The 25,492-nt window shown below is 45.4% G+C and carries 23 protein-coding genes, 1 pseudogene and 1 other annotated feature; of the genes and pseudogenes, 6 read left to right on the forward strand and 18 right to left on the reverse strand.

Annotation, left to right across the window (positions count from 1 at the left end; translation table 11 throughout):
* Nucleotides 1-4: 4 nt before the first annotated feature.
* Both opuCB and opuCA read right to left on the reverse strand, forming a co-directional pair.
* Complete coding sequence (gene opuCB, locus M1D98_RS16260; protein ID WP_121643301.1) at nucleotides 5-658, reverse strand: glycine betaine/carnitine/choline/choline sulfate ABC transporter permease OpuCB; 654 nt, start codon at nucleotides 656-658, stop codon at nucleotides 5-7.
* Nucleotides 659-680: 22 nt separating this feature from the next.
* Nucleotides 681-1,820 (reverse strand): osmoprotectant ABC transporter ATP-binding protein OpuCA, encoded by a 1,140-nt coding sequence (gene opuCA / locus M1D98_RS16265; protein ID WP_121643302.1) that lies wholly within the window; start codon nucleotides 1,818-1,820, stop codon nucleotides 681-683.
* Nucleotides 1,821-2,083: 263 nt separating this feature from the next.
* Here opuCA and opcR point away from each other — a divergent pair, with 263 nt between their 5' ends.
* The 3 genes from opcR to M1D98_RS16280 all read left to right on the forward strand — a co-directional run bounded on the left by opcR (nucleotide 2,084) and on the right by M1D98_RS16280 (nucleotide 4,269).
* Nucleotides 2,084-2,635 carry an opuC operon transcriptional regulator OpcR gene (opcR, locus tag M1D98_RS16270; RefSeq protein ID WP_268559071.1) on the forward strand — a complete coding sequence of 184 codons (552 nt, stop codon included), beginning with the start codon at nucleotides 2,084-2,086 and terminating at the stop codon, nucleotides 2,633-2,635.
* Nucleotides 2,636-2,812: 177 nt separating this feature from the next.
* Nucleotides 2,813-3,427: a PH domain-containing protein gene (locus M1D98_RS16275; protein ID WP_456279733.1), complete on the forward strand. Its 615-nt coding sequence runs from the start codon at nucleotides 2,813-2,815 to the stop codon at nucleotides 3,425-3,427.
* Nucleotides 3,428-3,570: 143 nt separating this feature from the next.
* Nucleotides 3,571-4,269, forward strand: coding sequence for a zinc ribbon domain-containing protein (locus tag M1D98_RS16280; protein WP_010328639.1), 699 nt, complete (start codon nucleotides 3,571-3,573; stop codon nucleotides 4,267-4,269).
* Between the two features lie 37 nt (nucleotides 4,270-4,306).
* On the opposite strand, the gene M1D98_RS16285 is transcribed toward M1D98_RS16280, so the two are convergent.
* Nucleotides 4,307-6,121 carry a zinc ribbon domain-containing protein gene (locus tag M1D98_RS16285; protein WP_456279734.1) on the reverse strand — a complete coding sequence of 605 codons (1,815 nt, stop codon included), beginning with the start codon at nucleotides 6,119-6,121 and terminating at the stop codon, nucleotides 4,307-4,309.
* A gap of 132 nt (nucleotides 6,122-6,253) precedes the next feature.
* Between M1D98_RS16285 and M1D98_RS16290 the strand changes: the two genes are divergently transcribed.
* Nucleotides 6,254-6,715 (forward strand): GNAT family N-acetyltransferase, encoded by a 462-nt coding sequence (locus M1D98_RS16290; protein ID WP_121643306.1) that lies wholly within the window; start codon nucleotides 6,254-6,256, stop codon nucleotides 6,713-6,715.
* 42 nt (nucleotides 6,716-6,757) lie between these two features.
* On the opposite strand, the gene eno is transcribed toward M1D98_RS16290, so the two are convergent.
* The 7 genes from eno to araE all read right to left on the reverse strand — a co-directional run bounded on the left by eno (nucleotide 6,758) and on the right by araE (nucleotide 15,671).
* Nucleotides 6,758-8,050: a phosphopyruvate hydratase gene (eno, locus tag M1D98_RS16295; protein WP_010328641.1), complete on the reverse strand. Its 1,293-nt coding sequence runs from the start codon at nucleotides 8,048-8,050 to the stop codon at nucleotides 6,758-6,760.
* Between the two features lie 28 nt (nucleotides 8,051-8,078).
* Nucleotides 8,079-9,614: a 2,3-bisphosphoglycerate-independent phosphoglycerate mutase gene (gene gpmI, locus M1D98_RS16300; protein ID WP_268550801.1), complete on the reverse strand. Its 1,536-nt coding sequence runs from the start codon at nucleotides 9,612-9,614 to the stop codon at nucleotides 8,079-8,081.
* Entirely contained in the window at nucleotides 9,607-10,368 is a 762-nt protein-coding gene (gene tpiA, locus M1D98_RS16305; RefSeq protein ID WP_010328643.1) for a triose-phosphate isomerase, read from the reverse strand. Before tpiA ends, gpmI begins: the two co-directional genes overlap by 8 nt.
* Nucleotides 10,369-10,398: 30 nt before the next feature.
* Nucleotides 10,399-11,583, reverse strand: coding sequence for a phosphoglycerate kinase (locus M1D98_RS16310; RefSeq protein ID WP_010328644.1), 1,185 nt, complete (start codon nucleotides 11,581-11,583; stop codon nucleotides 10,399-10,401).
* Between the two features lie 319 nt (nucleotides 11,584-11,902).
* Nucleotides 11,903-12,910: a type I glyceraldehyde-3-phosphate dehydrogenase gene (gene gap / locus M1D98_RS16315; protein WP_010328646.1), complete on the reverse strand. Its 1,008-nt coding sequence runs from the start codon at nucleotides 12,908-12,910 to the stop codon at nucleotides 11,903-11,905.
* A gap of 46 nt (nucleotides 12,911-12,956) precedes the next feature.
* A complete protein-coding gene (gene cggR, locus M1D98_RS16320) occupies nucleotides 12,957-13,979 on the reverse strand; it encodes a gapA transcriptional regulator CggR (RefSeq protein ID WP_010328647.1) in 1,023 nt (340 codons plus the stop codon).
* Nucleotides 13,980-14,276: 297 nt separating this feature from the next.
* A complete protein-coding gene (araE, locus tag M1D98_RS16325; protein WP_010328648.1) occupies nucleotides 14,277-15,671 on the reverse strand; it encodes an arabinose-proton symporter AraE in 1,395 nt (464 codons plus the stop codon).
* Nucleotides 15,672-15,876: 205 nt separating this feature from the next.
* On the opposite strand from araE, the gene araR reads away from it, so the two are divergent.
* Complete coding sequence (gene araR / locus M1D98_RS16330) at nucleotides 15,877-16,965, forward strand: arabinose utilization transcriptional regulator AraR (RefSeq protein WP_326221785.1); 1,089 nt, start codon at nucleotides 15,877-15,879, stop codon at nucleotides 16,963-16,965.
* A gap of 49 nt (nucleotides 16,966-17,014) precedes the next feature.
* On the opposite strand, the gene M1D98_RS16335 is transcribed toward araR, so the two are convergent.
* Nucleotides 17,015-18,025 carry an LLM class flavin-dependent oxidoreductase gene (locus tag M1D98_RS16335; RefSeq protein ID WP_039075455.1) on the reverse strand — a complete coding sequence of 337 codons (1,011 nt, stop codon included), beginning with the start codon at nucleotides 18,023-18,025 and terminating at the stop codon, nucleotides 17,015-17,017.
* Between the two features lie 190 nt (nucleotides 18,026-18,215).
* Between M1D98_RS16335 and M1D98_RS16340 the strand changes: the two are divergent.
* Nucleotides 18,216-18,498 (forward strand): annotated as a pseudogene (locus M1D98_RS16340) (hypothetical protein); the annotation flags it as partial.
* Here the strand turns inward: M1D98_RS16340 and M1D98_RS16345 are convergent.
* The 7 genes from M1D98_RS16345 to M1D98_RS16375 form a co-directional block, all read right to left on the reverse strand.
* A complete protein-coding gene (locus tag M1D98_RS16345; protein WP_456279735.1) occupies nucleotides 18,476-19,819 on the reverse strand; it encodes an amino acid permease in 1,344 nt (447 codons plus the stop codon). The pseudogene M1D98_RS16340 and the gene M1D98_RS16345 sit on opposite strands and share 23 nt — an antisense overlap.
* A 68-nt stretch (nucleotides 19,820-19,887) precedes the next feature.
* Nucleotides 19,888-20,123: a binding site (T-box leader), on the reverse strand.
* 97 nt (nucleotides 20,124-20,220) lie between these two features.
* Complete coding sequence (locus tag M1D98_RS16350) at nucleotides 20,221-21,255, reverse strand: glycosyl hydrolase family 18 protein (protein WP_456279736.1); 1,035 nt, start codon at nucleotides 21,253-21,255, stop codon at nucleotides 20,221-20,223.
* 104 nt (nucleotides 21,256-21,359) lie between these two features.
* Nucleotides 21,360-22,082 (reverse strand): lactate utilization protein LutC, encoded by a 723-nt coding sequence (gene lutC / locus M1D98_RS16355; RefSeq protein WP_010328652.1) that lies wholly within the window; start codon nucleotides 22,080-22,082, stop codon nucleotides 21,360-21,362.
* Nucleotides 22,079-23,521 (reverse strand): lactate utilization iron-sulfur protein LutB, encoded by a 1,443-nt coding sequence (lutB, locus tag M1D98_RS16360; protein WP_010328653.1) that lies wholly within the window; start codon nucleotides 23,519-23,521, stop codon nucleotides 22,079-22,081. The genes lutC and lutB overlap by 4 nt, the downstream gene beginning before the upstream one ends.
* A gap of 25 nt (nucleotides 23,522-23,546) precedes the next feature.
* Nucleotides 23,547-24,263 (reverse strand): lactate utilization iron-sulfur protein LutA, encoded by a 717-nt coding sequence (gene lutA, locus M1D98_RS16365; RefSeq protein WP_010328654.1) that lies wholly within the window; start codon nucleotides 24,261-24,263, stop codon nucleotides 23,547-23,549.
* Nucleotides 24,264-24,435: 172 nt separating this feature from the next.
* Complete coding sequence (locus M1D98_RS16370; protein WP_121643314.1) at nucleotides 24,436-25,053, reverse strand: DUF2812 domain-containing protein; 618 nt, start codon at nucleotides 25,051-25,053, stop codon at nucleotides 24,436-24,438.
* Nucleotides 25,050-25,379 carry a PadR family transcriptional regulator gene (locus M1D98_RS16375; protein WP_121643315.1) on the reverse strand — a complete coding sequence of 110 codons (330 nt, stop codon included), beginning with the start codon at nucleotides 25,377-25,379 and terminating at the stop codon, nucleotides 25,050-25,052. The genes M1D98_RS16370 and M1D98_RS16375 overlap by 4 nt, the downstream gene beginning before the upstream one ends.
* Nucleotides 25,380-25,492: the final 113 nt, after the last annotated feature.

Genomic DNA, 25,492 nt, shown 5'->3' on the forward strand with positions numbered 1-25,492 from the left:
CTCCTTATGAAACTTCCTTCATTCCTTGCAGTCCTTTCGGCGTCACCTTTCGTTCTGCGACAGCCAGCACATAATCAATCATAACCGCCAGGATCGTGACCGGGACGGCCCCGCCAATGATATATTCAGGCTGATACAGGTTCAGGCCGGTAAAAATGTAATCACCGAGACCGCCTCCCCCGATAAAGGACGCAAGTGTCGCCCAGCCAATTAAGTAGATCGTTGACGTGCGGATTCCCGCCATGATGATTGGGATCGCCAGCGGGATTTCGACAAGCCGAATCTGCTCCCAGCCGGTCATGCCAATCCCTTTGCCCGATTCCAGCAGATTTTTGTTGACACCTTTGATACCGGTATACGTATTGCGCAAGATCGGCAGCACAGAATAGAAAAATAAAGCGGCAATCGCAGGCACTTTCCCTACGCCGAGAAGCGGAATAAAAAAGGCTAAAATCGCCAGGCTCGGCAAGGTTTGCACAATGTTGGCGACGCCTATTATCGCGCCTGCGCCCTTTTTCATTCTAGTGAGAGCGACACCGAGCGGCACTGCAACGATAATGCCTAATACAACGGCTATGAGTGAAATGTATACATGTTCTCCTGTTTTATACAGCAGCTCTCCGCCGTTCGTTTGCAGAAAAGCCATCATTTGATTCATCTTAAAAGAGCTCCTTTCCTGGTCAGATCGTCATAAGCTGGTCTGCCTCGCCCCATATCGAATCGTATACGATATCAACAAGGCTCGCTCTTGTCACAATCCCCGCTAAATGGTTCTGTTCATCCACCACCGGGACATACTTGATGCCCTGCTTTAAGATTTTCCGGACCGTATCGCGAAGTAGCGCCCCTTTTTGCACGGTATATATATCTGAGCGGTATACATCGCCAACGACGCTCGCTTTTTTGCGGTTTTGATCAATCATTTCCACATCAACGTAGCCCTTCAACACATTCTGCCGGTCCACAACGAGCAGCGAGTCGACACGCTTTTCTCTCATCAGCTGAATCGCCTGGGAGAGCGTTTTGTCCGCAGATATCGTCACAGGCGTTCTGTTCATCATTTGCTCCACCCGCTCGATATCCGGCCTTGACTGGATCAGGCGTTCTTTCCCGATAAACTCTTCAACAAATTCATTGGCCGGGTTCCTGAGAATCTCATCAGGTGTGCCGACTTGAACGATTTCGCCCGCTTTTAAAATCACGATCCGGTCAGCAAGCTTAATCGCTTCGTCCATATCGTGGGTGACAAACACAATCGTTTTGTTTAAGGTTCTCTGCAGTTTTTTGAATTCTTCCTGAAGGGATTCGCGCGTAATCGGATCAAGGGCTCCGAACGGTTCATCCATTAAAATGAGAGGGGGTTCCGCAGCCAGTGCGCGCAGCACGCCGATTCTTTGCTGCTGTCCGCCACTGAGCTCATGGGGATAACGGTCTAAATATTCCGGGCCCATATCCACAAGCTTTAACAGCTCTCTCGCCCGTTCTTTCCGTTTTTCTTCAGGCCATTTCAGCAGTTTCGGTACGAGTGAGATGTTCTGCTGGATGGTCATGTGGGGGAACAAACCAATTTGTTGAATGACATAGCCGATTTTTCTCCTTAGCTCAACCGGGTCCTGTTCGATCATATTTTCTCCGTCGATCAAGATCTTTCCTGACGATGGTTCAATCAATCTATTAATCATTTTCATCGTCGTCGTTTTTCCGCAGCCGCTCGGGCCGATAAAACAGATAAATTCTCCCTTGGCTATCTCTAAATTAATGCTGTTCACAGCTTTTTTACCGCCTTTATATACTTTTGATACTTGTTCCAATTTCAGCAATCCGTGCACCTCCGCAGGTTCCCTATAAATTTTCTGAAAAGTATAATCTTTATTATAGTTTGAACTTTATAAAATAAAAAGTTTACAATGTGTCTAAATTATATGTTATTTACAGATTATTTATTGTTATGACCAAGATGGAAAGGATGTTCTTACAATTACGCCGGATACCTCCCTCTTCCTCTGCATTCAGCTATTTTCAACAGCTGGCAGAAATATGATATATTGACACCACCAATTTCCATTTGAAGGGATGATCAGCTGTGGAAAAAACTGCTCTCGACATCATTGAACATGCTGAAGAGCATCTCATTGAGAAGATTGCCGAAAATATGCAGACGTTTGGTATGCCTTCCACTGTCGGACGTGTGCTTGGGATTATTTATATGAATCGAAAACCGATGACGTTAAGCGAGCTGTCAGAGGCAACAGGCATGAGCAAAACACGGATGAGCCAGGTTGTCCGTGAAATGATCGATGCCAATATTGCCGAGAAGGTGTTTGAAAAAGGGGTGAGAAAAGATCTTTACGACGTTGAGCAGGATTATTATCAAACCTTCATTTCTTTATTTGCGGCAAACTGGACAAAGACCGTGAGCAAAAACAAAGTGCTGTATAAAAAATTAAACCGGGAGCTGATTGATCTTTTGCAAAGGGACGGGCTTACCCCTGAAGCGGAAGAGAAAGTCAACCAGCTGCTGAATGAATTACGAGAATGGCTCCATTACTACGACTGGCTGAGCAGACTGATCGAATTCTTTGAGAGTGAGGAAGTTTTTCAATATGTGCCAAAACAAAAGAAAGCCGCTCCCTGAAGTAAGAGAGCGGGTTTTTGAAGCATGCCCATCGGTGCCGTTCATTCCGGTTTCCTTTCTAAACGTGTGAACTTGCCAAAAAGGACTGGGTTCCCAATCTTTTTAAAGGCTTATAGCCGGCAAGAAACCCTCCATGCTACAATAAGGTGATCATGTTAATAGGAAGGACGTATACAGATGTTCAAAAAAATCGCAGCAGATGCCCTTGGCTTATCTGATATCGGAAAAATTATCGAACCTCAGGATTATGACAAAACAGATGCTGATGACTATGTCATGCATGAAGACAATGAAAAAATATACTTCTTGATTAAAACGAAAGCAGACGAATACTGCTTTACGAATCTGGCTCTGATCCATGTGGACGGCGAACGCGCCACTTCCTCAAAACGAACGTTAAAACGCTATCCTTACTCTCAATTCAAAATGTCTGATGTTTTTCTGGAAACCGCGGGAAAAGTCGATCTCGATGTGGAAATCAAATTCAAGCTGGGCACTGAACACTTTGACATCGATGTGCACAAAGACCAAATTGAAAAGTTAAAAGATCTATATAAAGCACTGCTTCGCATTGCCGAAACAACCTATGAAAATGATATTTTAATCAATCAGGCGGAACAAAGCTTGGATAAAGCCGTAACGATTCTTCATCATACCCGCCCCGAGCGCGTCAATCTTGAAACGCAATATAAAGAGCTGACCGAATTCGGATTCACTTGGCTGACATCCGTTCGCTCTCAATATCATATTAAGGATTTTGGAGATGTATTTGAGAAATACATTAATAACTAGCATAAAACAGACACGGCTTTTATGAGACCCGTGTCTTTTTCATGTGACATTTTTGTAGGAATACTGGTTACTTTACTACATTTTTCTTTTATAATAAAAATAGTAGTCTATTTTCCCTATATTACAGGTAAAGGAGTTATTTTATGTATTGTCCTCAATGCGGCCATCAAACAGATGGCGGAAAGTTTTGTGAGAAGTGCGGATCACCGCTCCCTGGTCAGTCAGGCCAGCAGCAGGCCGCGCAAACCGGAGCCGCTGCAAAGCAAGCGGCAAAACAGTTCGGTTCATTTGTTTTGGCCGTCCTGAAACGCCCTTATCAGGAATGTAAAACAACGGGCGGCGAACAGCTGATCAGCGCGATCATCACGTTGGTTCTTTTCAGTTTGCTGACCCCTTTGATGTTTTATATCCTTTTTTCAGACGGTCCCGGCAGCGTAAGCTTTACAGCCATCTTTTTAGAGCCAACCATTTATTTTGCCCTGTTTCTTTTCTTTTTGCATGCATTGATCTTTTTCGCCTTGAAAATCGCGGGAAACCACGTATCATTCAAAGATTCATTTTCCAGGTTTGGCGCGTTTCTTATTCCGTTTACGGCTATTTTGGTTCTTGCCCTTTTATTGTTTTTATTGCATACAGACATTTGCTTCACTATTTTAGCCGTCGGTTTAATCGGTGCATTCTTTGCCATTCCTCCTGCGATGCTGATCAGTTACCAGCATTCATATAAAGGAAAGGTTGATGTCATTTACTCAACGATTGTCATTTATTTGATCACCTGCGTTACATTCCAGCTTATGATCGAACACTATATGAAAGAGATTTTCCGCTACATATTCTTTTAAAAAACAACCCCATCACCTGCTGGTGATGGGGTTGTTTTTATTGAATCGACGTTAAGTAAATTCTTCCGTTCTTCACTACGCCGGTATAGGTCCAGTTATAGGTTTTCAGTTTTGGACTGCCGCCTGATTTTGTGATATAGAATTCTTCATACGTCTTAATTGTAATAGCCGATCCATTTTGACTCCAGCTTTTCACTTCATAGTTATTAAAGTCTTCCGTTGTCCCCTCTTTATTTAATTTCGTTACAAGATGCTGTTGGTCAGAATAAAGAGAACTGCCTTTTTCAAGGCTGTCTTCCATCAGTGAGAAATGATTTTGATTCACGGCATCTGCCTGACTTTGCAAATAACTGCCCATAAATAATGTCACTTGTTCATCTGTCACATTACCGCTTGCAGAGCTTTCACTGTCTTTGTTTTTCGAGCCTTCCCAGGCGGACGTGTACGTCTCCGGCTTATCATTTTTGATTTTCTTTATATTTGTTCCAGCCGAGTCGAATGTTGATTCTGCTTCTTCAAAAATCCACTTTTTCTGTTTTTTATCATAGGAAAGGAGATATTTGTAACTCGGACTGTCATCAGTCATTTCGGAATTTGTATAGTCGTTATACGAAGAAGACTGGTGCAGTTCTTTTCCTTTTACTGATACCTGCCACGTCCCGTCGTTTTTCTGAGAGAGAGCGAATGTATCCAGATCAAAATCAGTTTCTAAATATTTATCTTTTAAGTAAGAATTCGTATATTTCATAGAATCGACGGTATCTTTCGCCTGTGCCTTCCATTTGGCGCTCGCCTCTGTCATCTGGGCTGTATTCCCATCTGATAGCGCTTTGGAATACTGTTTCGTTGTTTTGACAATCGTTTTCATAATCGTTTCCTGTGTGTCTTGATCAGGAATTAATGTTAGCTCCATTTCTTTATGGTCGATTGGCACGCCCGCTGTTTTTGTTTTTCCCCACGGAAACTCCGCTTCGACCGCAGCCGTCATGGATCCGTCTGTCAGAAGAGGGCCATATGTTACGGCTTTGAACGGGTCCTTATGAATCGACTTGCCGTTAATCAGCAAATCACCCTTCCCGCTCTTGATGTCATCCGCTAAGCTGAATGTCACATCGTCTGCTTCCAATGAGAGATCAACACGAAAGCTGTTATCGCCAACAGCATGAATGTCTTCCTTTTTCACGAGATCGACGACATCGTTTTTCAGTTTGGCTGAGACGGTATATTCGCCGGGAATGTATGGCCCGAGGGTTTGTGCTTGATCGGCTTTCTTTACCTGTCCGGCACCCTCTTTATTCACATATAGATCGGTATTTTTATAATTGCTGGTCACTTCAAAATAAACAGGTGCTATCTTTAAATCATAATGGTCAAATACGAGCAAGCTTTTCCCGTCTTGCTCCGCGTATACGATATCCTTTTGAGCTGTGTCCGCACGCAGCGATGCAAAAAGCTCATCTTTTTTATCAGGATGATCCTTTAAATAGGCAAGAAACGGCTTTACATTCTTTTTAGTCAGCTTAAGCTTGTCATTTACCGGCGTAAGGAGGGACGCGATTTGCTCTTGATCCTCATCCTTTACAGCCTGTTCAAATTTATCGACTAACCTATCCTTTGAAGTAAAATACGCTCCGGTTTTATAGGCGGCGAATAATATAACGCACGCAGCGGCAATGCTGCTCCATAAGATGATGGTTTTCTTAGGGATTGGCTTGCGCGGCGCCTGCCTCGTTTCAGCAGCGCCTGCTATTTCTTTATGTGCCTGTCTGCTGCTCCCTCCGATCGGGGTCCCGCATTCTTTACAAAACTTGGCCCCTTCTTTATTTCTCTGACCGCATTCCTTACAAAACATGTGACGTTCCTCCTATTTTTGCTCCACTATTTTGTACATATTTCCTATGTTACATATTTTATAATAGAATGGTATCGAATTGGAGGAAATCATGAAAATATCTCTATAAACATATGAAAAGGTGGAATGATGATGCAACAGCTCACCATTCAAAAAGCGAAAAACTATGATGAATCGCTGTACAAGCTTCTGTTGCTCGCCGATCCGTCGAAAGAAATTGTTGATGAATATCTAGCCAGAGGAGAATGCTACACCGCTAATATAGCGGGTGAGTTAGCTGGTGTATACGTGATGATCACAACCAGACCGCAAACCGCAGAAATCGTTAACATTGCAGTAAAACCAACAATGCAAAAACAGGGCATTGGCAAGCTGCTGATCCGCGACGCCATTGAAAAAGCGAAACACATGGGAGCAAGGGTGATTGAGATTGGCACTGGGAATTCAAGCATGCATCAGCTGTCGCTTTATCAAAAATGCGGATTCCGCCTGCAGGGGATCGACCGTGATTTTTTTATCAGACACTACGAGGAGGAGATCTTTGAAAACGGCATTCAATGCCGCGATATGGTAAGGCTTTATTTGGATCTCTAAGACATAAAAAAACCGCCGAGAGATACCTCGGCGGTCATTTTATTACTTGTTCAAGTTGTAGAAAGTGTTAATGCCGTGGTACTGAGCAGTTTCAGCCAACTGATCTTCGATGCGAAGAAGCTGGTTGTATTTCGCAACACGGTCCGTACGAGACGGAGCACCTGTTTTGATTTGTCCTGCATTTGTTGCCACAGCGATGTCAGCGATTGTGCTGTCTTCTGTTTCACCAGAACGGTGAGAGATAACAGCTGTGTAGCCTGCGCGTTTCGCCATTTCGATCGCATCGAATGTTTCAGTCAATGTACCGATTTGGTTTACTTTGATCAGGATAGAGTTGCCTACGCCGTTTTTGATGCCTTCAGCAAGTTTTTTCGTGTTTGTAACGAAGAGGTCATCACCAACAAGCTGAACTTTTTTGCCAAGACGCTCAGTAAGAAGCTTGTGGCCTTCCCAGTCGTTTTCGTCAAGTCCGTCTTCGATAGAGATGATTGGGTATTTAGAAACCATTTCTTCGTACCAGTCAACCATTTCAGCAGATGTTTTCACAACGCCTTCGCCAGACAGATGGTATTTGCCGTCTTCTTTGTTGTAGAACTCAGAAGATGCAGCATCCATTGCAAGCTTCACTTCTTCGCCAGGTTTGAAGCCGGCTTTTTCGATTGCTTCAACGATTGTTTGAAGCGCTTCTTCGTTAGAACCAAGGTTTGGAGCAAATCCGCCTTCATCACCTACAGCTGTGTTCATTCCTTTAGCAGAAAGAACTGATTTCAGGCTGTGGAAGATTTGAGCGCCCATGCGAAGTGCTTCACGGAAGTTAGGAGCACCTACAGGCATGATCATGAATTCTTGAATATCAACGTTGTTGTCAGCATGCTCTCCGCCGTTTACGATGTTCATCATCGGTACAGGGAGTGTTTTTGAGTTGAATCCTCCAAGGTATTGGTAAAGAGGAATCTGTAAGAAATCAGCAGCTGCGCGCGCACAAGCCATAGATACGCCAAGGATTGCGTTCGCACCAAGTTTGCCTTTGTTTTCAGTACCGTCAAGCTCGATTAAAAGCTGATCGATTGCGTTTTGTTCAGTTACATCAAAGCCAAGAAGCTCTGGAGAAATGATTTCGTTTACGTTGTTAACAGCCGTTAACACGCCTTTTCCAAGGTAACGGTCTTTGTCGCCGTCACGAAGCTCAACTGCTTCGTATTCACCTGTAGAAGCTCCGCTTGGCACTAATGCGCGGCCAAAAGCTCCTGTTTCTGTATATACTTCAACTTCAACTGTTGGGTTGCCGCGGGAGTCTAATACTTCGCGTGCATAAACATCAACAATGTATGGCATGAGTTTTGTCTCTCCTTTTGATTTCAAATTATTTTTGGATTAACGATGTTCCTGTCATTTCTTGCGGTTTTTCAACATCGAGAAGGTCTAACAACGTTGGTGCAAGGTCGCCTAGGATTCCGCCTTCACGCAGCGTAACGCCTTCTTTCGTCACAATGACAGGGACTGGGTTTGTCGTATGCGCAGTGTGCGGATCGCCTGATTCTGTAATCAGAATGTCAGCATTACCGTGATCAGCGGTAATGATCGCGTGTCCGCCTTTAGCGAGAATCGCGTCAACGACTTCGCCTAAGCATTCGTCCACTGCTTCAATTGCTTTAATTGTTGGTTCAACCATTCCGGAGTGGCCGACCATATCAGGGTTTGCGAAGTTCAAAATGATCGCGTCATGCTTGTCAGCTTCAATCTCTTTGACAAGCGCGTCCTTCACTTCATACGCACTCATTTCAGGCTTCAAGTCATACGTTGCAACTTTAGGCGAGTTGATGAGAATACGCTCTTCACCCGGGAATTCAGCTTCACGGCCGCCGCTCATAAAGAACGTGACATGCGGATACTTTTCAGTCTCTGCAATTCGAAGCTGTTTTAATCCATTTTGAGATAATACTTCTCCGACTGTGTTATCAAGATTTATCGGTTTAAACGCTACATATCCGTCAACAGTTTCACTGAAGTGAGTCAGGCAGACGAAATGCAGGTTCTTCGGATAATTCTCGCCGCGATCGAAGTCACGGAAGTCTTTATTTGTGAACGTGTTGGAAATCTGGATGGCGCGGTCCGGTCTGAAATTATAGAAAATCACAGAATCGCCGTCTTGGATTGTCGCAACAGGCTCACCGTTTTCTTTTGTGATGACGGATGGAATCACGAACTCATCATAGATTCCGTTCGCATATGAATCATCAACAACATCCATTGCGCTGCGGTATGTCGGGCCTTCGCCGTACGCCATTGCGCGGTACGCTTTTTCTACACGGTCCCAGCGTTTGTCGCGGTCCATTGAGTAGTAGCGGCCGGAAACACTTGCGATTTCTCCGACACCGATTTCCTCGATTTGTTCGTTCAGCTGCTTAATGTACGTCTTCGCTGTTTGCGGACCTACATCACGGCCGTCAAGGAAACCATGGATGTAAACCTTTGTCAGCCCTTCATTTTTCGCAAGCTTTAACAATGCGAACAAATGATTGATGTGGCTGTGCACACCGCCGTCTGATAAAAGGCCGAACAGGTGCAGGGCTTTGTCGTTTTCTTTCGCGCTGGTAATTGCGTCAAGGAATGTTTGATTGCGTTCGAACTCCCCTTCGCGAATGGCAACATTTACGCGTGTTAAGCTTTGGTACACAATACGTCCCGCGCCGATATTTAAGTGACCCACTTCGGAATTCCCCATCTGTCCGTCAGGAAGGCCGACAGCCTCGCCTGAAGCAGTCAATGTTTGATGAGGATACTGGTTCCAGTAGCGGTCAAAATTCGGTTTTTTCGCTAAAGCGACTGCGTTTCCTACTGTTTCGTTACGTAATCCGAACCCATCAAGAATGATGAGTGCAGCTGGTTTTTTACTCATATTGACCTTCCTCCAATAATTGAACGAATGACTGTGGCTCAAGGCTCGCGCCGCCGACCAAAGCACCGTCAATATCGGACTCTGCCATATATTCTTTAATGTTTGCAGGCTTTACGCTTCCGCCATATTGAATGCGAAGCTTGTCTGCAACTTCTTGACTGAAGCTTTCAGCGACGGTTTTACGGATATGCGCACACACGTCGTTCGCATCTTTTGCTGTAGAAGATTTGCCTGTTCCGATTGCCCAGATTGGCTCATACGCAATAACAGAAGCAGCAACTTGTTCTTCAGAAAGACCAGCAAGGCCTTTTTTTACTTGATCAGCAACAAGATCATTTGTTTTACCGGCTTCGCGCTCTTCAAGCGTTTCACCTACACAGATGATCGGCACAATGCCGTGTTTGAAAGCAGCATGTGCTTTTTTATTGACTGTTTCATCCGTTTCGGCGAACATTTCACGGCGCTCAGAGTGGCCGATGACGCAGTAGTCAACGCCAAGGTCGTTAAGAGCAACCGGACTGATTTCGCCTGTGAACGCGCCGCTTTCTTCGAAGTGCATGTTTTGTGCGCCGACTTTAAGGTCAGTGCCTTTCACAGCAGAAGTAAGCTTTTCTAAGAAAAGTGCTGGCGCGCAAACAACAGCTTCCGCTTTGTCTGCTGCTGGAATGGAAGATTTCACTTCTTCAACGAAGCTGACAGCTTCGCCGAGTGTTTTGTTCATTTTCCAGTTACCGGCGATAATTGGTTTTCTCATCTGTTCCACTTCCTTATAGCAGTTTTGAGATTATTTATCGTTAAGTGCAGCTACCCCTGGAAGCTCTTTGCCTTCCATAAACTCAAGGGATGCGCCGCCGCCTGTTGAGATGTGGCTCATTTTGTCAGCAAGGCCGAATTTTTCAACCGCTGCCGCAGAGTCTCCTCCGCCGATGACAGAGTATGTATCTTTCGCCTCTGCCAATGCTTCAGCAACCGCTTTTGTTCCTTGAGCGAACAAGTCGATTTCGAATACGCCCATCGGTCCGTTCCACACGACAAGTTTGCTGTTTTTGATGACGTCAGCATACGTTTCGCGTGTTTTTGTACCGATGTCGATTGCTTCTAAATCACTAGGGATTTCAGAGATCGGCACCATTTTCACGTTTGCATCGTTAGAGAAATCATCTGCAACGAGTACATCTTCAGGCATGTAGAAATTAACGCCTTTTTCTTTCGCGCGGTCCATAAATGACTTCGCAAGGTCGATTTTATCCTCTTCAAGAAGAGATTTGCCGACTTCATGGCCAAGCGCTTTAACGAATGTATAAGCAAGACCTCCGCCGATGATCAGGTTGTCTACTTTATCAAGAAGACTTTCGATCACGCCGATTTTGTCTTTTACTTTCGCTCCGCCGATGATCGCTGTGAACGGGCGGTCAGGGTTAGAAACCGCTTTTCCGAGTACGTCAAGCTCTTTTTCCATTAAGAAACCTGCAACTGCTGGCAGATGCTCGGCAATTCCAGCTGTAGATGCGTGAGCACGGTGGGCAGCACCAAATGCGTCATTTACATATACATCTGCAAGCTCAGCAAACGCTTTTGCAAGCTCAGGATCATTTTTCTCTTCACCAGGGTAGAAGCGCACGTTTTCCAATACAAGAACGTCTCCGTCCTTCATTTCGGAAATTTGTGCTTTTACAGCATCGCCGTAAGCTTCATCCGCTTTTTTCACTTCTTTGCCAAGCAGTTCGCCGAGACGTGCAGCGACAGGAGTTAAACGAAGCTCCTCAGCCACTTCGCCTTTCGGACGGCCTAAGTGGCTCGCCAGCAGGACTTTCGCGCCTTGTTCTGCAAGGTGTTTGATTGTTGGAAGCGCAGCACGGATACGTGTATCGTCTGTTACTTCCCCGTCTTTCATTGGAACGTTAAAGTCAACGCGGCAGAATACAACTTTGCCTTTTACGTCGATGTCTTTGAGAGTTTTCTTATTCATGCCTAGGAGATCCTCCTTCAAAGTGGTTTGCATACAGCACGAAAAACGTGAAACCGTCTGGTCAAGCGATAACTCCGCCAGGGCAGATCACAGTCTTTTTCGGCACAGGGCAGTTCGTCCAAAAGCCAGGGCAGCGGCCTTCGGCGAAAGCGCCGGCAAAAACTGATAAAAAACGCGGCCGTTTCTCTATCACAGAACGTTTTCTGAAAGCCGGTCTTCATGGAAAAAGGGAAAGGGAGTCCGTCCCCTTCCCTTGTCCGCTTTCATTATAGCGCTTCTATTCAAAAGAACCAAGTCAGGTCCTTTTTTCAGCTATAAATTAAAGACCTTGTTTTGCGATGTAAGCTGCAAGGTCAACAACGCGGTTAGAGTAGCCGCTTTCGTTATCGTACCAAGAGATTACTTTTACCATGCTGCCTTCCATAACCATTGTAGAAAGCGCATCGATTGTAGAAGAGTTTTTGTTTCCGTTGTAGTCGCCAGAAACTAATGGCTCTTCGCTGTAACCAAGGATTCCTTTAAGATCTCCTTCAGCCGCTTCTTTAAGAGCTGCGTTTACATCTTCAGCTGTTACTTCTTGGTTCAGTTCAGCAACCAAGTCAACTAGAGATACGTTTGGAGTAGGAACACGCATTGCTCCGCCGTTCAGTTTGCCTTTTAGTTCAGGAAGAACTAGAGAAACTGCTTTCGCAGCACCAGTTGATGTTGGGATGATGTTTTCAGCTGCTGCACGCGCACGACGGTAGTCTTTGTGCGGAAGATCAAGGATTTGCTGATCGTTCGTGTAAGAGTGAACAGTTGTCATCATACCGCGTTTGATGCCGAATTTGTCGTTAAGTACTTTTGCAAACGGCGCAAGGCAGTTTGTTGTGCAAGATGCGTTAGAGATAACATCGTGGTTAGCCGCATCGTATTTATCTTCGTTAACACCCATAACGATTGTGATATCTTCTTCGTTAGCAGGAGCAGAGATGATTACTTTTTTCGCGCCAGCTTCTAAGTGCTTCGCAGCGTCTGCGCGTTTTGTGAAGAAACCAGTAGATTCAACTACGATTTCAACGCCTTGTTTGCCCCAGCTAAGTTTAGCAGGATCGCGTTCTGCAGAAACTTCAATTGTTTTGCCGTTAACAACAAGGTTGTTACCGTCAACTGAAACTTCAGCGTCTAATTTTCCGTGTACAGAATCATATTGTAAAAGGTGAGCCAGCATATTAGCATCTGTTAAATCGTTAACCGCTACTACCTCAACTTCAGGATTGTTTAATGCTGCGCGGAATACGTTACGTCCAATACGACCAAAACCGTTAATACCGACTTTTACTGCCATGATTGTTTCCTCCTTTAAATAAGTGAGAGATATTTATATTGAGGGATTATTCATCCCTTAATAACTTCTTTGCGGCTCCTTCGTCTGTGACGAGAACCGTGTTGCGGGGCTTTTTAAAGTAAGCCTCGATCGCCTCGGCTTTTGATGAACCCCCTGCTACCGCAATAATATCGGGGATGGCGTCTATGTCATCCAGCTGCATTCCGACAGAATGCACTTTATGGACCACTTCGCCGTCCGCATTAAAATAGTAGCCGAACGCTTCTGTCACCGCGTCGTTATCATCTATTTTTTTTAAGTCTTCTAAAGGTGTGTTTCTCCGCTGAGCCATCGTTTTAGCTTCACCGATTCCGTGAACCAGCATACTCGCCGATTTAATCGTGTTCAGCACCTCTTTGACAGAAGGCTCTTCAATAATAGATGAATAGGCGCCTTGTGACAGCTGTCCCGGAACAAACAAAAGCCGGTAAGTGCCTGAAGCCTTCTCCGCCATATGCGCGCATATGGTGTTCGCCTGGTTTTTCACGTCTTCGCCTAAACCGCCTCTCGCAGGCACAAACAAAAGCTCGCGGTTTTTAGAATCCGGCGTCATCATGTCGGCGACAGCTTCAATTGTCGTACCGCCAGTTACAGCGACGATATTTTTGCCTGAAAATCTTTTTTTCATACATGTGACAGCTGCTCTTCCCATTTCTTTTTTGACCCAAGGGGATTGATCGCTGTCTCCGGACACGATAATAGCATCCTTTAGATTTAAACGTTCTTTTAATGTCTTTTCCAAAAGAGTCAAACCTAAAACATCTTTCATCGTATCTTCCAGAACCGAAAGCAGTTCATAGCCCTCTTCTGTCAAAGTCATGCCGTTTGTTTTGATATCGACCAGATTCTGTTCTTTTAAAAACTGAACCTCGCCCCTCAGCACACGTTCGCTGATTTCAAGACTGGCAGACAGGCTTCTTCGCCCGATGGGTTCTGTCAGCCTGATATACTGCAAGATTTCAAACCTCTTTTGCATAACGAGCAGAAGATCAGGCAATAATTTTTTTTGAGCTTGTAGTAACTGGTTCATGACTCAAACGTTCCTTCCTTTTTTTGCTGGACATTATATGTCCCGCTATGACAAAAAACGTCCCATCATAGCCAAAAAAAATTACCTCTGCTTTCTTTAATTATTTTAACAGGCTGGAATTGTTTATTCAACTGTTAAGAGCCAAATCATCGACAATATTCGCAGAGTTTTCATGCAGCAGTGTTTATCCAGCTATATTTTTCCCTATATATCTTATCTTATACAGAAAACGAAAAAAGGTGCATCCCAACATAAAAAGCCCTTTCCAGCGAAAGGGCTTGATTCTATAAAGCGTTTTCATTTTATCCAGAGCTTTTCGATTTCTTCGAGCGATTTGTTCTTCGTTTCCGGGCAGATCGTTACGACAAACAGGAAGCAAAGAATGTTAATCACCGCAAAGATCCAGAATGTATAGGCGAGCCCGAATGAGTCGATCATCATCGGCACAAACTGTCCGATCGCCCAGTTTGCTCCCCATAAAAAGATGGTCGCAATCCCCGCGGCCCGCGCACGCAGGTGGTTCGGGAAGATTTCAGAAATCATAATCCATGTGATCGGTCCTACAGACACACAAAATGCCGCCACAAAACCTAAAATAAAGAAGATCAGCATAAGTCCGTTTGTTAACTGAAAGTAGAACGACGTTCCGATTAAGATCATAAAGATGGCCATAAAAGCAGATCCGATGGACATCAATTTTTTCCGTCCTACTTTATCAATCAACAGCACCGCAATAACGGTAAAAATAACTTCTACAACACCGACGATACAGGTTGCCACAAATCCGGCGTTTTGCCCGTATCCCATCATTTTAAAGATTTCCGGCCCATAGTAAGTGATCGCGTTCATGCCGATGACTTGGTTAAACAACGCCAGCAGGATTCCAATGATAAGCGCCTTTCTGAGACCCGGCTTAAACAGCTGGGACAACGATCCCATTTGTTCTATTTTTAAAGATTTCTCAATGTTCTTTAATTCTTCTTTTGCGACAGTTTCTCCATTAATACGTGTCAGTATCTTTAACGCTTCTGTTGTTTTGCCCGCTTTCGCCAGCCACCTCGGGCTTTCCGGCACGACGAGCAATACGAGGAAAAAGATCACGGACGGCACCATTCCATAAGCGAGCATCCATCTCCATCCGGTGTGCACGCCCCATTCGTATGTTCCGGAGCGCTGCACAGCGAGATTAATAAAGTACGTAGCGGAAATACCCAATATCGTAAATAGCTGATATAAGGAGGAAAGGCTTCCGCGTATGGCGGGCGGCGCCGCTTCTGTAATGTACGTCACAGATAGAGATGATCCCATCCCAATCCCGAGGCCTCCGATAATCCTTGCAATGATTAAGGTAGATACATCTTGAGAAAGCGCTGAAACGATGGCCGATATCGCAAACAACAAAGCGGCTGTCATTAAAATTTTTCTCCGGCCGAACCTGTCGCTTAAAAATCCGGATATCCCGACGCCCGCCACTCCTCCGATCATAATGCTGGAAATCACAAGCCCTTCCATAAATGGAGTTAGGCTGTATAAATCTTTCAGAAAACCGATGGCGCCTGAAATCACTGCCGTGTCATAGCCGTACAGTAAGCCGCCAAGTCCAGCCGCGCATGAGATTAAAATAACAAACCCCATTGAATGGCCTCTTGTTACAGGAGCATTTGGTTCTAATTGAGTTGGAGTATTCTTCATTTCCCTGCCCTCCCGAGTGTTAAGTAAAGCGTTTACATTTACTTCTTTAATTGTACGTACTTATATAAAAATTTAAGGAAAATTTCATTTAATTAGTACGTACAAATATAGGATAATCCTGTTTGCATTTTCTGTCAATGTTTTCTTACAAAGAACGCTGTGATATACTAAAATTTGTCCGTATACATTTTGGAGGAATGGAAAAATGTTACCAAAATACGCGCAAGTAAAAGAAGAAATCAGTTCATGGATTAATCAAGGCAAAATACTGCCCGATCAAAAGATCCCTACCGAAAACGAATTAATGCAGCAATTCGGCGTCAGCCGGCATACCATCCGCAAAGCGATCGGAGACCTCGTATCACAAGGTCTGCTGTACAGCGTGCAAGGGGGAGGCACCTTTGTCGCTTCACGCTCCGCTAAGTCAGCGCTGCATTCCAATAAAACGATTGGTGTTCTGACAACCTACATATCAGACTATATTTTTCCGAGCATCATTAGGGGAATCGAGTCTTATTTAAGCGAGCAGGGCTATTCTATGCTTTTGACAAGCACAAACAACAACCCGGACAATGAACGAAGAGGATTAGAAAACCTCCTGTCACAGCATATTGACGGACTTATTGTGGAACCGACAAAAAGCGCCCTGCAAACCCCGAATATAGGCTACTATCTGAATTTGGAGAAAAACGGCATCCCTTTTGCGATGATGAACGCGTCCTACGCCGAGCTTGCCGCACCGAGTTTTACATTAGATGATGTAAAAGGCGGGATGATGGCGGCGGATTACTTGCTTACTCTCGGCCACACGCACATGATGGGCATTTTCAAAGCTGATGATACGCAAGGTGTCAAGCGGATGAACGGATTTATACAGGCGCATCGGGAGCGGGAGTTATTTCCTTCTCCGGATATGATCGTGACATTTACGACAGAGGAAAAGGAATCGAAGCTGTTGGAGAAAGTGAAAAAGACGCTGCAGAAAAACAGCAAAAACATGCCGACTGCTATTCTTTGCTATAACGATGAAATCGCGCTGAAGGTCATTGACATGCTGCGGGAGATGGATATTAAAGTGCCTGAAGATATGTCTATCGTTGGGTATGATGATTCGCATTTTGCCCAAATCTCCGAGGTGAAATTAACCTCTGTCAAGCACCCGAAATCCGTGCTTGGAAAAGCGGCCGCGAAATATGTCATTGACTGCTTAGAGCATAAAAAACCGAAGCAAGAGGATGTCATATTTGAGCCTGAGTTGATCATTCGGCAATCGACCAGAAAACTGGATAAATAAAAAAAGCAATGTATGGGTCTTCCCGCTACATTGCTTTTTTTATAGCTAGTTATCTATTTTTCCACACGTCTGCGATGATTTCAAACGAACGCATTCTGTCTGCGTGTTCGAAGGTTTCTGAGTTGACCATAATTTCGTCAGCTTGCGTTGTGTTGACAAAGTCTTCGAGCTTCGCCTTCACTTCTTCCGGACCGCCGACAATCGTCGAGCTCAGCTGCTCATTGACCATCGCTTTTTCATACGGGCTCCAAATGTGATCCATATCCTCAACAGGCGGCTTCAGCTGGTTCGGCGTGCCGCGGACAAGGTCAAGAAATCTTTGGTAATGAGATGTCGCAAGGTGCTGCGCTTTCTCGTTTGTATCTGCCGCGATAATGGTAACGCCAACCATTGCATACGGTTCATCGAGCACTTCTGACGGCGTAAAGGAATTGCGGTACAGCTCCAGAGCGGGAACAGTATTTGCCGGCGAGAAGTGGGCAGCGAATGCAAACGGAAGGCCCAGTTCACCTGCCAAACGGGCGCTGAAGCCGCTTGAACCCAGCAGCCAAATCGGCACATCAACGCCTTCTCCCGGAATGGCGCGGACTTGATTACGCACATTTCCCGATGGTTTAAAGTAATTGCGTAGTTCCTCTAATTGTTCTGGAAAATCTTCACCGCTGTTGATGTTTCTGCGGAGCGCTCTTGCTGTCAATTGGTCTGTTCCCGGCGCACGTCCGAGCCCCAGATCAATCCGTCCGGGATAAAGCGTTTCAAGTGTTCCGAATTGCTCAGCAATCACTAATGAAGAATGGTTCGGAAGCATAATGCCGCCGGAGCCGACGCGGATTTTCTTTGTGCCGCCGGCAATATGGCCGATCAGGACCGCGGTGGCAGAGCTTGCGACACCTTCTATATTATGATGCTCAGCAAGCCAATAGCGGTGGTAGCCCCATTCCTCCGCACGGCGCGCCAAGTCCATGCTGTTTCGGAATGAATCCGCAACTGTTCCTCCCTGAACAACCGGAGATAAATTCAAAACAGAAAGCAAGGTATCTTTGCGTTGGTTGTTAGACATATTGTTCTCCTTTGCAAATGTGTTATCAGTAAACAGCCTCAAGCTGTCAAGTCATGAATGAAAGGACTTCTCTCACACCATAACACAACTGCATTCAGGAATAAAAGAATTTGATTCGATGAAATTCGAACAATATAACACAAAAGATTTGCACTATTATTCAGCCCCAAACATTCCTGTGCCATCCCAATCATTCCTCGTTATTGCGCTAGGCTGGCTTGTTTCAGGAGAAGCAGCCAAGTCGTTTCCTTGATTCCCTTATGTCGGTCTTGGCCAGCTCTATCTTCCTGCATGAACCGCTCATCTTAAGCCTTTTGGCTGAACTTCGGATGTGACGAGCATCATCCTCGGGAATTCAAAATCAAAAGCACACAGAAAGCAGCGGCGTAAATGAGGAGGCTGTACAATCATCAAAACCCTCTTGTCAGATGAGACAAGAGGGTTCCTTATTTACTGATGCTTGCGTCCTTTGACCACATATACAACTGTAATCAATAGGTAGATCACCGCCGTAATGCTGGTAATGACAATTGACGTTGTCAGGATGACCCCGATCAGAATGGCGAGTAACGCCAGAATCGCAAACCATGTGGTGTACGGAAACCACTTTACATAATAGGCCGGTGTTTCTGTTTGGTGTTTTCTTGATTTCAAATGGGCGAATCCGATGATCAGCCAAATGAATAATACGGTATACCCCAGTGATCCCATTAAGTAATCAAACGTTTGGCTTCCTGCGAATAAAGAAATCAAGACGCCAATATAAAGGGAGGAAGTGCACATCAGAATCGCAAACATTGGCACGTTTTTCGATGAAAGCTTCGAAAAGACCTTCGGAAGCCTTCCGTCACTTGCCTGAGTATACAAAATGCGTGATGATCCATATAAACCTGAATTCATGGAAGAAATGATCGCCAGCAGGATGACTGCGTTCATGATATGATCTGCGCTGGGAATGCCTACCATGTGAAAGACCATGACAAAGGGGCTTTCCGGGACGGAATTGACTTTGTTCCATGGAATCAGGCTGACGATGATGAAAAACGGCAGCAGGTAGAACGCGACAATCCGTGTCAGTGTGCTGCGGACAGCTTTCGGGACAACTTTTTCCGGATTCTTTGTTTCGGCAAGCGTGACACCGATAATTTCTGTACCGCCGTAAGAGTAGATCACGACAAGCATCGCCGTAATGAGCCCTGTGCCGCCGTGCGGGAAAAATCCGCCGTGCTCTGTCAGGTTTGAGAACCCGGCAGCTGTATGATCACCGAATGATACAAATAACAGCAACAATCCTAATATAATAAAGAGAATAATAACGGTAATTTTGATCATTGCCAGCCAATATTCGGTTTCGGCGAAGATTTTAACAGAAAGCAAGTTCACAACCGTGACGACTAGAGATATCCCTAATGCCAGAACCCAGATCGGGCAGCCCGGCAGCCAATATTGAATAAAAATCGCAGCGACGACAGCTTCAGCCGCAATGTTGAGCACCCACATTTTCCAATATATCCAGTCCAAAAAATAAGCAGCGTAATTTCCTAACACCTGCTGGACAAGATCCCGGAAGGTTCTTGCATTTCGGTTGCGCACAGCCATTTCCGCTAGCCCTTGCATAATAAACAGCAAAATAATGCCGCCGAGCAGGTAAGCGATAATGACAGAAGGCCCCGCCACATCGATCGCCGAGCTGCTTCCTTTAAATAAACCTGCACCGATTGCTCCGCCCAGCGCCATCATCATAATATGGCGGGACGTCATCGTGCGTTTTAACGTCTGATTGTCCTTTTTCATCCTCTACTACCTCTCCTTATCGTTTTCAAAAACAAAAAAGCCCACCGTCTCCTATCTAATCTAATAGACAAAGAGACGACGAGCCTTAGGCTGACCGCGGTACCACTCTTGTTGATTCTTCATGAAGAATCCAGCTTTCGACCTGTAACGAAGGTTAGCCGTTAAAACATGGGGAATATTCTATCTATTCCGTTTCGCCTTACCACTCCCGGGCGAGTTCAAAGAAGTATCAGGCTGCGTCACACCACCCCGCAGCTCTCTTTTCTGATCGCTTTCTTTTACTGCTCCCAATCTATGTGTTTTCGTTTTCTGAAAAACTGAAATGTTATGTTCTGAATATATTAACATAATATACGTGCTTCTTTTTACACTGTCAATAACCCCATAGAAAAAAGAAATTGTTATTTTGTCCCTTTTTGAATGGCTTTCCAAAAGGATTCTGACTCGTTTCCTAATGCATAAACTGAGACACCTGCTATTTTGTACCGCTTTGCCAGATGGCTTTTCGTTTGGACAGTTTTTTCATTTTCATACCACACGACATGTTTATGCTTCTTTTCGTCAACGTAAGAAAACGTCATTGAACCTGATGTTTTGTTGAATATCGGTTTGGCTTTCTGCTTGTTGAGGAGGGTCTTGAGTTCATTCCATTCTCTCATTGCGCTGCCGCTTTCATCTTCTTTATCCCAGTCATAGCCGTACGCCGGAATTCCCATGATGACTTTATTGGCTTTGATTTTTTCGGCTGAAAATTGGAGAGAGCTTTTGATCCAGCCTGTGCTCGCCACCGATCCTGGTTCGCCCCAAATGCCGTGTTCGTCATAAGTCATGATTTGCACATAATCGGCATATTGACCGATTTTCGCATAATCATACGGCCAGCTCCAGTCGTCGCTTTGATCATCGGCGCTTTTGGCCGGAACGGAAACCATTGTTTTGATCTGTTTCTTTTTCAGAGCCTGTGAGACATCTTGAATGAAGCGTGAGTATGTGGATCGGTCAGCTGGGTTCACTGCTTCAAAGTCGATATTGATACCATAGTATGAGTGCTTTTTAGCCAGTGCGATTAGCTGATCTGTGAATCGTTTTTTTGCTGTGTGATTCCTCATGACTCGACTCGCTAAGTCTCCGTCAAAATCGTAAATCGTGTCATTATAGTTTGAAATGACCGCCCATGTCTTGATGTTTTTCTTTTTCGCATATGTCAGCTGCTTGCTTGGGGCATCGCCAATGATTTGTCCGTTTTTTTCAAACGCAAACGTATCTGTGGCGATCGAATTCATGTATGTATGATATTTCACAAGAGAATTGTATGAGGCCGTATCCCCAGTCGTGTAGCCTAATGTCATGCCAGCCGCTTTCGCTTCTGCGTTTGAATACATAAACAGAATGATCGCAATCGCCAGTGAAACAGCTGCGATCAGCCATTTTTTCATTATATTTCCTCCTTTTGCAAGTCATACTCTTCTCATCGGCCAAACAATTGGAAGTTGAAGTTTTTCAAGCAGAAAGCCCGGCAACAAGCTGCCGGGCTTTAGCGTTAGCGGTCAGAGACGAGAAGATATGCGGCTTTTACAGGTCCGTGCACGCCGACAACCAAGTCCATTTCGATATCGGCCGAGTTGCTCGGTCCGGTAATGTAGTTGACGCAGGAGGGGACAGTGGTGCCGTCCGCAATGTTTTGGCGAATGATATCACTGGCTTGCGTCATTCTCGGCACAATGCTTGATTTTGGCACAATCGCAATGTAGGTCGTCGGCAGAAGGCTGACAGACCGGCCGATATCTTTTGAGGAGAAGAGGACAACCGTCCCCGACTCGGCCAGTGTGATTTCACTGAATGTAATTCCAACATTGGCTTGCTCCGCTTTTTTGATATTTTCTTCGCCTTTGTCAGCATCCCACTCCCAGACCGGCGTTCCATCGCTCGGCCAGTCTTTGGTGAGCAGGCTTTTTAGCCCGTATGCTTCAAAGCGCGGATCCTTCGGAATGATGACAGGGCCTCCGGAAAAGCGGCTGACTTGCTCGCGCAGGGCATCATATAAGCCGGTTGAATCCGTTTCAATCAGCTCTGTATGGATTTTGACACAATGGTTTTTGAGCACTGTGACCAAGTCATCCGCTGAATATCCTTCAAGTGTGCGATATTGCGGCTGATGCGCCCACTCAGGGACTGCCACGCCCCCTGTTCTTCTGTCACGTCCCAGGCGTGATGCGACCCGGTTTAAAAAGCTCTCTTGATTCTGAACGGTCCCCTTCGTCATGACTCCTCCTCCTTCGCGCGTTCACTCGTTTCTCTATCTGTAAACCAGTCTCTGAATCTCGATTTATGCGGTGCCGGGAAATCGCGGATCTGTGTCCAGCTTTTGAGCGGGCCGGGCCCTTTCGACATTTTTTCTCCCTCTGTAAAAGGCGTCATCGCGGCCGGCGCCCATTTTGATCCCATTTTATAAAGCGGCAAAGAGGACGCGCCAAGTCCGAACGCTTTCATCGCGAGCTTTTCGCTGATCGGCGCCCTGCCTTCTTTTTCAACGATGTTCTGGCGATGCTTGAGAAGCAGCTCATGTAGCGGAATTTTGACCGGGCAGGCTTCTGAACAAGCCGCGCACAGCGTAGATGCGTACGGCAGCTCCTTATAATCGTCATAACCGCCGAGCAGCGGTGATAAAACCGCCCCGATCGGCCCCGAATAAATTGAGCCGTAAGAGTGTCCGCCGACATGGCGGTACACAGGGCAGACGTTGATACAGGCGGCACAGCGGATACATTGCAGGACAGACTGGAATTCCGTTCCGAGAATGTTGGACCGGCCATTATCAACAATGACTAGATGGAATTCCTCCGGCCCGTCTACTTCCCCTTCCAGCTTCGGGCCTGTCAGAGCCGTAATATAACTTGTCAGCCGCTGTCCGACAGCGCTTCTTGTCAGCATGCTGACAAGCACTTCGAATTCAGAAAATGTCGGGACAATCCGCTCCATTCCCATGACGGTGATTTGCGTTTTTGGCAATGTGCTCACAAGCCGTCCATTGCCTTCATTGGTCACAAGGCTGACAGAACCCGTATCAGCGATGGCGAAGTTACAGCCGGTAATGCCGATATCCGCTTCGAGAAACTTTTCCCGGAGGATGGCGCGCGCATGCATCACAAGCTCTTCCGGTTTTTCTGTATGTTGATAGTCCAGCCTTTCTTTAAACACATCGCGTATCTGCTCTTTATTTTTATGAAGGGCGGGCGCTACGATATGTGACGGCGGATCGTGATCGTCAATCTGCAAAATATACTCGCCGAGATCGGTTTCAACGACCTCACAGCCTTCCTTCTCCAGCACCTCATTCAGATTGATTTCCTCCGTGACCATTGATTTTGATTTTACGATCTTCTTTCCATTCTTCTTTTGAATAACGTCGCGAATATAAGAAGACGCCTCTTCCGATGTTTCCGCGAAATAAACATGCCCGCCTCGTTTCGCCACATTTTCGGCAAGCTGGCCGAGATAGAAATCGAGATTTTCAAGGACATGCTGCCTGATTTCCTCTGATAAGGAGCGCCATTCTTCCCAGTTTCCCAGCTCTTCGGCCGCTTCAAGGCGCCGTGTCCGCAGACGTTCCTGCGCACCAGAAACAGCACCTCTCATAAATTCATTATCAATCCCCTGTGATACCCGCTCTTTAAAAGCGTCAGTACCGATTTTCATCGCCATGATCCTTCCCCCTCTGAATCCAGTTTTATCTGCTGTTGAGCACTTCGGCGATGTGCATCACTTTGACATTTTTGTCTTTTCGGTCAAGCCGGCCCCCGATATTCATCAAACAGCCGCAGTCAGCTCCGATCAGCACCTCCGCACCCGTATCCTCCACGCATGCGACTTTTTCGTCGACCATCTGTTCAGAAATCTGCGCCATTTTGACGGAGAATGTTCCTCCGAATCCGCAGCAGTTATGTTTGCCCGGAAGCGCTGTGAACTCTAGGCCCTTCACATGGCTCAAGAGCTTCATCGGCTCCTCCCGAACTCCGAGCAGCCGCGACATATGGCACGACGTATGTAAGGTCGCTTTTGTATGAAGGCTCGCTCCGACATCCTCAACGCCAAGGACGTTCACGATAAAATCGGTCAGTTCATACGTTTTATCCGCCAGCTTTTTCGCTTTATCGGCCCATTGCGGGTCATCCTGAAACAGGTGCGGATATTCTCGGAACATCGTTGTGCAGGAACCGGAAGGACTGACGACATATTCGGAATCCTGGAACGTTTCGATCATCCGTTTCATTGCTTTTTTGGCGTCACTCACATAGCCGCTGTTATAAGCCGGCTGCCCGCAGCAGATCTGCCCCTCCGGAAAATCAACCTCACATCCAAGCCGCTCCAACAGCTCAACCGTCGCTTTTCCGACATTTGTTTGAAACATATCAACAAGACAAGTGACAAAAAGTGAGACTTTCATGATGAACCCCTCTCTCATCCCCATATATGATCTGGTCATCCGATGACCTGAGTTAAAATAACTATATGAATATCGTACACTATTCTGACAATGGAAGGAAAGGATTTTCTAAACATCTCGGCAATAAAAAACGCCTGCTCCACTGGACAGACGTTCATGGCACTATTACTTTTTAATGGCCATACAGGCACTTTCTGTATTTTTTATATGTTTTCACAAATAAATAAAAGAAGCTAAGAGCGCTAAGGAGAACAATCCAGCCCGCTCCCCCTCTCATTAGTGCAAAAGGTGTTTCAAACAAAAAGGCGCTGATAAAAGCTGCTCCCGTCTTATCCCACAGGCCCGGCGTATAATACAAACTCTGGGGACGGATAAATAAATCAACAGTCAAAGCATTGGTAGTAAAGAGGACCATGATGAAGGATAAGAATAGAAAAGAAAATGCAAAGTACGTTTGCAATAGGCGTTTATATCTATCGGCTTTTGATTCTGTATCAGAAAAAATATCGTCTGATGCACTGGCGTTCTCTCTTCTAAAATAATGCAGGCCTTGTGAACTGAAAAGATGCTTCCATCCACTGTCTTCAAATAGGGTTCGATAATCAGTAAAATCTCCCGGATGTTTAAAGGCCCGATAGTCTATTTTGATGGTAGAGTTGTCAGAGGATGCTTCATCTGAAAAACAATAGAATAAAAAACATTTCCCTTTTAATTCACACCCCTTAGCTGCCATCTTATTTAGCCATTGTTCCTCACTGTCTATGTCTATAAAATATCTGTATTTGTTCATATGGTCTCCGCCTTTTTATTCAATTCCTGCCTCGTTATGTCAACCAGCTGCTCCATTCTCTCCATGTCCTTCCACAACACATTTCTTCCAAGTTCAGTGATGATATATGTTTTTCTGCGGCGATCTTCACTTGGATAAGGCTCGATCAATTGATGCTTCAATAAGTTTTCAATTGCTCCATAAAGAGTACCAGGCGCCATTTTCACTTTTCCACCGCTAAGCTTTTCAATACTTTTCATAATGATGTAGCCGTGAGCAGGACGTAACAAAGATAAAAGAACATAGTAAACAGTCTCAGTCAGCGGTAGATATTTATTTTCCTTCATATAGCAGCCTCCAGTATTCAGTATAACTGTACAAACTCATCATATACAGTTACACTGAATATCGCAACCATAAATAACCAGGTAAACACAAAAAAACCTGGCTATAATTAGCC

This window comes from Bacillus sp. K7 (genome assembly GCF_053903245.1).

Bases quoted from the DNA above. Each gene is read 5' to 3' on its own strand.
- M1D98_RS16335 (WP_039075455.1), bottom strand. From the start codon at position 18,025: ATGTCTAACAACCAACGCAAAGATACCTTGCTTTCTGTTTTGAATTTA.
- gpmI (WP_268550801.1), bottom strand. From the start codon at position 9,614: ATGAGTAAAAAACCAGCTGCACTCATCATTCTTGATGGGTTCGGATTA.
- cggR (WP_010328647.1), bottom strand. From the start codon at position 13,979: ATGAACCAGTTACTACAAGCTCAAAAAAAATTATTGCCTGATCTTCTG.
- M1D98_RS16285 (WP_456279734.1), bottom strand. From the start codon at position 6,121: ATGTTTTGTAAGGAATGCGGTCAGAGAAATAAAGAAGGGGCCAAGTTT.
- M1D98_RS16345 (WP_456279735.1), bottom strand. From the start codon at position 19,819: ATGAAAAAGGACAATCAGACGTTAAAACGCACGATGACGTCCCGCCAT.
- M1D98_RS16375 (WP_121643315.1), bottom strand. From the start codon at position 25,379: ATGAAGGAAAATAAATATCTACCGCTGACTGAGACTGTTTACTATGTT.
- lutB (WP_010328653.1), bottom strand. From the start codon at position 23,521: ATGGCGATGAAAATCGGTACTGACGCTTTTAAAGAGCGGGTATCACAG.
- M1D98_RS16350 (WP_456279736.1), bottom strand. From the start codon at position 21,255: ATGAAAAAATGGCTGATCGCAGCTGTTTCACTGGCGATTGCGATCATT.
- lutA (WP_010328654.1), bottom strand. From the start codon at position 24,263: ATGAAAGTCTCACTTTTTGTCACTTGTCTTGTTGATATGTTTCAAACA.
- eno (WP_010328641.1), bottom strand. From the start codon at position 8,050: ATGCCATACATTGTTGATGTTTATGCACGCGAAGTATTAGACTCCCGC.
- opuCB (WP_121643301.1), bottom strand. From the start codon at position 658: ATGAATCAAATGATGGCTTTTCTGCAAACGAACGGCGGAGAGCTGCTG.
- M1D98_RS16370 (WP_121643314.1), bottom strand. From the start codon at position 25,053: ATGAACAAATACAGATATTTTATAGACATAGACAGTGAGGAACAATGG.
- araE (WP_010328648.1), bottom strand. From the start codon at position 15,671: ATGAAGAATACTCCAACTCAATTAGAACCAAATGCTCCTGTAACAAGA.
- lutC (WP_010328652.1), bottom strand. From the start codon at position 22,082: ATGACGAAGGGGACCGTTCAGAATCAAGAGAGCTTTTTAAACCGGGTC.
- araR (WP_326221785.1), top strand. From the start codon at position 15,877: ATGTTACCAAAATACGCGCAAGTAAAAGAAGAAATCAGTTCATGGATT.
- tpiA (WP_010328643.1), bottom strand. From the start codon at position 10,368: ATGAGAAAACCAATTATCGCCGGTAACTGGAAAATGAACAAAACACTC.
- M1D98_RS16310 (WP_010328644.1), bottom strand. From the start codon at position 11,583: ATGAATAAGAAAACTCTCAAAGACATCGACGTAAAAGGCAAAGTTGTA.
- M1D98_RS16290 (WP_121643306.1), top strand. From the start codon at position 6,254: ATGCAACAGCTCACCATTCAAAAAGCGAAAAACTATGATGAATCGCTG.
- gap (WP_010328646.1), bottom strand. From the start codon at position 12,910: ATGGCAGTAAAAGTCGGTATTAACGGTTTTGGTCGTATTGGACGTAAC.
- M1D98_RS16280 (WP_010328639.1), top strand. From the start codon at position 3,571: ATGTATTGTCCTCAATGCGGCCATCAAACAGATGGCGGAAAGTTTTGT.
- M1D98_RS16275 (WP_456279733.1), top strand. From the start codon at position 2,813: ATGTTCAAAAAAATCGCAGCAGATGCCCTTGGCTTATCTGATATCGGA.